Here is a 4,503-nt window from a genome sequence, read left to right as displayed (position 1 = left end):
CGCCGGCTGCGGACCGGCGGATCGACGCCGACGGCGCGGCGGTGCTGCCCGGGTTCGTGGACAGTCACGCGCACCTGGTCTTCGCCGGGGACCGGGCGACGGAGTTCGCGGCCCGGATGGCCGGGCAGCCGTACACCGGTGGTGGCATCCGGACCACCGTGGGCGCCACCCGGTCGGCCACCGACGGGCAGCTCCGCGCCACCGTGCGCCGACTGCACGACGAGGCGTTGCGGCAGGGCACCACCACGATCGAGATCAAGAGTGGGTACGGCCTCACCGTCGCCGACGAGGCCCGCTCGGTGCGGATCGCCGCCGAGGTGACCGAGGAGACCACGTTCCTCGGCGCGCACGTGGTGCCGACCGAGTACGCCGACCGGCCCGACGAGTACGTGGGGCTGGTCTGTGGGCCGATGTTGGCCGCCGCCGCGCCGTACGCCCGGTGGATCGACGTGTTCTGCGAGCGGGGCGCGTTCGACGCCGACCACGCGCGGGCGATCCTGACCTGCGGACAGGCGGCCGGTCTCGGCGTACGGGTGCACGCCAACCAACTCGGCCCCGGCCCGGGGGTACGCCTGGGGGTGGAACTCGGCGCGGCCAGTGTGGACCACTGCACGCACCTGGACGACGCCGACGTGGACGCGCTGGCAGCCAGCGAGGGCAGCACGGTCGCCACGCTGCTGCCGGGTGCCGAGTTCTCCACCCGGTCGCCGTATCCGGACGCGCGTCGGCTGCTCGACGCCGGGGTCACCGTCGCCCTCGCCACCGACTGCAACCCCGGTTCGTCGTACACGTCGTCGATGCCGTTCTGTGTCGCGTTGGCCGTCCGCGAAATGCGGATGACCCCGGCGGAGGCGGTGTGGGCCGCCACCGCAGGCGGCGCGCAGGCGTTGCGCCGCACCGACGTCGGCGTGCTGCGGCCCGGTGCACGGGCCGACCTGATGATCCTCGACGCCCCGTCCCACCTGCACCTGGCCTACCGGCCGGGAGTACCCCTCATCCGCCAGGTCCTGCGCAACGGAGTGCCACGATGACCGTCACCATCGAACCCACCGGGGTCTGTCCCGCCGACGTGCTCGCCGTGGCGCGCGGTGCCGCCACCGTCGTGCTCGACCCGGCCACGATCGCCGCGATGGCGACCAGCCGGTCCATCGTGGACGGCATCGAGGCCGCCGGTCGTCCGGTGTATGGCGTCTCCACCGGCTTCGGCGCGCTCGCCAACACGTTCGTCGCCCCCGAGCGACGTGCCGAACTCCAGCACGCGCTGATCCGCTCGCACGCGGCGGGCGTCGGCGCGGCGATGCCCCGCGAGGTGGTGCGGGCGATGATGCTGCTGCGGGTCCGTTCGCTGGCGCTGGGCCACTCCGGGGTACGGCCGCTGGTCGCCGAGGCCCTGGTCGACCTGCTCAACCACGACGTGACGCCGTGGGTGCCGGAGCACGGCTCGCTGGGTGCCTCCGGCGACCTGGCACCGCTGGCGCACTGCGCGCTGGTGCTGCTCGGCGAGGGTTGGGTGCTCGGCCCGGCCGGGGAGCGGCGGCCCGCCGCCGACGCGTTGCGGCAGGCCGGTCTCGCTCCGGTGGAGCTGGCCGCCAAGGAGGGACTGGCACTGATCAACGGCACCGACGGCATGCTCGGCATGCTGCTGCTGGCGATCCACGACGCCGCCCACCTGTTCACCATGGCCGACGTGACCGCCGCCCTGGCGATCGAGGCGATGCTCGGCTCCGAGCGGCCGTTCCGCCCGGAGCTGCACGCCATCCGCCCGCATCCCGGGCAGGGCGTCTCGGCGGCCAACATCCACCGCTTGTTGCAGAACTCGGCGGTGATGGACTCGCACCGCGACGACCTGGCCCACGCGGTGCAGGACGCCTACTCGATGCGGTGCGCGCCCCAGGTCGCCGGAGCGGCCCGGGACACGCTGGACTTCGTCCGGACGGTCGCTGGCCGGGAACTGGTGTCCGTGGTGGACAACCCGGTGGTGCTGCCGGACGGGCGGGTCGAGTCGACCGGGAACTTCCACGGCGCCCCGCTGGGCTTCGCGGCGGACTACCTGGCCATCGCCGCGTCCGAGGTGGGTGCGATCTCCGAACGTCGGGTCGACCGGCTGCTCGACGTGACCCGCTCGCGGGACCTGCCCGCCTTCCTCTCCCCCGACGCGGGGGTCAACTCCGGGCTGATGATCGCCCAGTACACCGCCGCCGGGATCGTGGCGGAGAACCGGCGGCTGGCCGCGCCCGCCTCGGTGGACTCGCTGCCCACCAGCGGCATGCAGGAGGACCACGTCTCGATGGGCTGGGCGGCGACCAAGAAGCTGCGGACGGTCCTGGACAACCTGACCAGCCTGCTCGCGGTGGAACTGCTCGCCGCCGTACGCGGACTCCAGCTCCGGGCCCCGCTGACGCCGTCCCCGGCCGGACAGGCGGCGATCGCCGCCCTCGGCGGAGTCGCCGGCCCACCCGGCCCGGACGTCTTCCTCGCCCCGCTGATGGAGGCGGCCCGGGACGTGGTGTCCGGCCCCGCGCTGCGCACCGCCATCGAGGCCGAGATCGGCCCCCTGACCTGACTGTGCGGCTGGCCCGCGCAGAGCCGGCCCTGGCCCGGACGGGCCGGGCGGCGACCTTGGTGGTGGGTCAGGGAGTTGCGGGGAGGACCTTCGCGATCAGGGCGGCCAGCTCGCGCAGGGCCTTGCCCCGGTGGCTGACCCCGTCCTTCTCCTGCGGGGTCAGCTCGGCGTTGGTGCGGTCCTGACCGTCACCCAGGAAGATCGGGTCATAGCCGAAACCGCCCTCACCACGCGGGGCACGCAGCACCCGACCCGCCTGACGGCCGTCCACGAGGTGCTCCTTGCCACCGGGCAGCACCAACGCGATCGTGCAGACGAAGGAGGCGCCCCGGTGCTCGTCCGGCACGTCGCCGATCTGGTCCAGGACGAGCTGGAGGTTGGCCTGGTCGTCACCGTGCCGCCCGGCCCAGCGGGCGCTGAACACGCCCGGCATGCCGTTGAGCGCGTCCACGGCCAGCCCGGAGTCGTCGGCGACGGTGGGCAGACCCGTACGCCGACAGCCCTCCCGCGCCTTGATCAGCGCGTTCTCGCCGAAGGTCAGCCCGGTCTCCGGCAGCTCCGGGTACGCCTCGACGTCGTCGAGCCCGATCAGGGCGACCCGGTGCGCGCCGAGCGCACCGTCGAGGATCCGCTGCAGCTCGACGAGCTTCTTGCGGTTCCGGGTGGCGAGCAGGACCTTGTTCACGGAGTCACCTTTCGTTCGCGACTGTGGGGCTCGCAAGCTCACTCCTCGCACTCACGGAGTCACCTTTCGTTCGCGACTGTGGGGCTCGCAAGCTCACGTTCGCTCGCGACGGCCCTCACAGGAGAGCCGCGCGCTGGGCTTCGGCCAGGTCCAGACAGCCGGCGACCGCCAGGTCGAGCAGCGCGTCCAGTTGCTCGCGGGCGAAGACGCCGGCCTCACCGGTGCCCTGCACCTCGACGAAGTCCCCGGTGCCGGTGCAGACCACGTTCATGTCGACCTCGGCGGCCACGTCCTCGTCATAGCACAGGTCCAGGCGCGGCTCACCGGACACCACACCGACACTGACCGCCGACACCGACCGGTGCATCACCTTCTCCGTCTTGCCGGCCAGGGCCTTGCGGTCGGCGAGCCAGCTCACCGCGTCGTGCAACGCCACGTACGCGCCGGTGATCGCGGCGGTCCGGGTGCCGCCGTCGGCCTGCAGGACGTCGCAGTCCAGCACGATCGAGTTCTCGCCGAGGGCCTTGAGGTCGATGCCCGCGCGCAGGCTCCGACCGATCAGCCGGGAGATCTCGTGGGTACGCCCACCGACCCGCCCCTTGACGCTCTCCCGGTCGGAACGGGTGTTCGTGGCACGGGGCAGCATCGCGTACTCGGCGGTGACCCAACCCAGCCCGGAGCCCCGGCGCCAGCGGGGTACGCCCTCGGTGACGCTCGCCGTGCAGAGCACCCGGGTCGCGCCGAACTCCACCAGCACGGAGCCTTCCGGGTGGCTGCTCCAGCCACGGGTCAGGGTCACCGGTCGGAGTCGGTCGGGCTCCCGCCCGTCAGGTCGCGCCATGCCTGCACCCTATGCGGTGCCACGATCGGACCGTCCCCGGGTGCCGTCGGGGCGACTCGGTCGTGCCGACCGACGACCAGGGTCACCAGGCCGACCCGCCTGTCGCTCGCCGAACGGTCGACACGGTGGACCCCGGCGGCACGCCGGCCGTCTCGACCAACTCCTCCCGCTGTTCCTGAAGCTGACGCGGTTGGTACCACCCCCGGTAGGCGAACACGCCGCAGCAGCAGAGCGCGAGCAGCAACGCGGCGACACCGATCAGGAGACCCACCACCAGGCCGGTGCGGGGCCGCTGACGCGGTGCCGGCGCCGGTGGGAACGGTCCGGGGCGTGGCGGAGGACCGTACGCTCCGGGGCCCGGCGGGGGTGCCCAGGCGCCCGGCGGGTGCGGCACGAACGCCGGAGGGTACGGCC

General features: G+C 73.4%; 4 protein-coding genes and 1 pseudogene. 2 read left to right on the top strand and 3 right to left on the bottom strand.

Annotated features, from left to right (window positions below; all coding sequences use genetic code 11):
* Both hutI and hutH read left to right on the top strand, forming a co-directional pair.
* A partial coding sequence (hutI, locus tag EYA84_RS27305) for an imidazolonepropionase (protein WP_131056648.1) occupies positions 1–1,031 on the top strand: 1,031 nt, incomplete at its 5' end.
* Positions 1,028–2,563 carry a histidine ammonia-lyase gene (gene hutH / locus EYA84_RS27300; protein WP_131056646.1) on the top strand — a complete coding sequence of 512 codons (1,536 nt, stop codon included), beginning with the start codon at positions 1,028–1,030 and terminating at the stop codon, positions 2,561–2,563. The genes hutI and hutH, both read left to right, overlap by 4 nt.
* Before the next feature lie 67 nt (positions 2,564–2,630).
* Here hutH and rdgB read toward each other — a convergent pair whose 3' ends face one another.
* The 3 genes and pseudogenes from rdgB to EYA84_RS33650 form a co-directional block, all read right to left on the bottom strand.
* Complete coding sequence (rdgB, locus tag EYA84_RS27295) at positions 2,631–3,248, bottom strand: RdgB/HAM1 family non-canonical purine NTP pyrophosphatase (protein ID WP_131056644.1); 618 nt, start codon at positions 3,246–3,248, stop codon at positions 2,631–2,633.
* Positions 3,249–3,363: 115 nt separating this feature from the next.
* The gene (rph, locus tag EYA84_RS27290) at positions 3,364–4,089 is read right to left on the bottom strand and encodes a ribonuclease PH (protein WP_131056641.1); all 726 of its coding nucleotides are present in this window, start codon (positions 4,087–4,089) and stop codon (positions 3,364–3,366) included.
* An 82-nt stretch (positions 4,090–4,171) separates the two neighbouring features.
* Positions 4,172–4,503: pseudogene (locus tag EYA84_RS33650) on the bottom strand (hypothetical protein); the annotation flags it as partial.

This window comes from Verrucosispora sp. SN26_14.1 (genome assembly GCF_004307965.1).
In the GTDB taxonomy this organism is placed as follows: Bacteria; Actinomycetota; Actinomycetes; order Mycobacteriales; family Micromonosporaceae; genus Micromonospora.
This window is presented reverse-complemented; position numbering and strand designations above follow the sequence as displayed.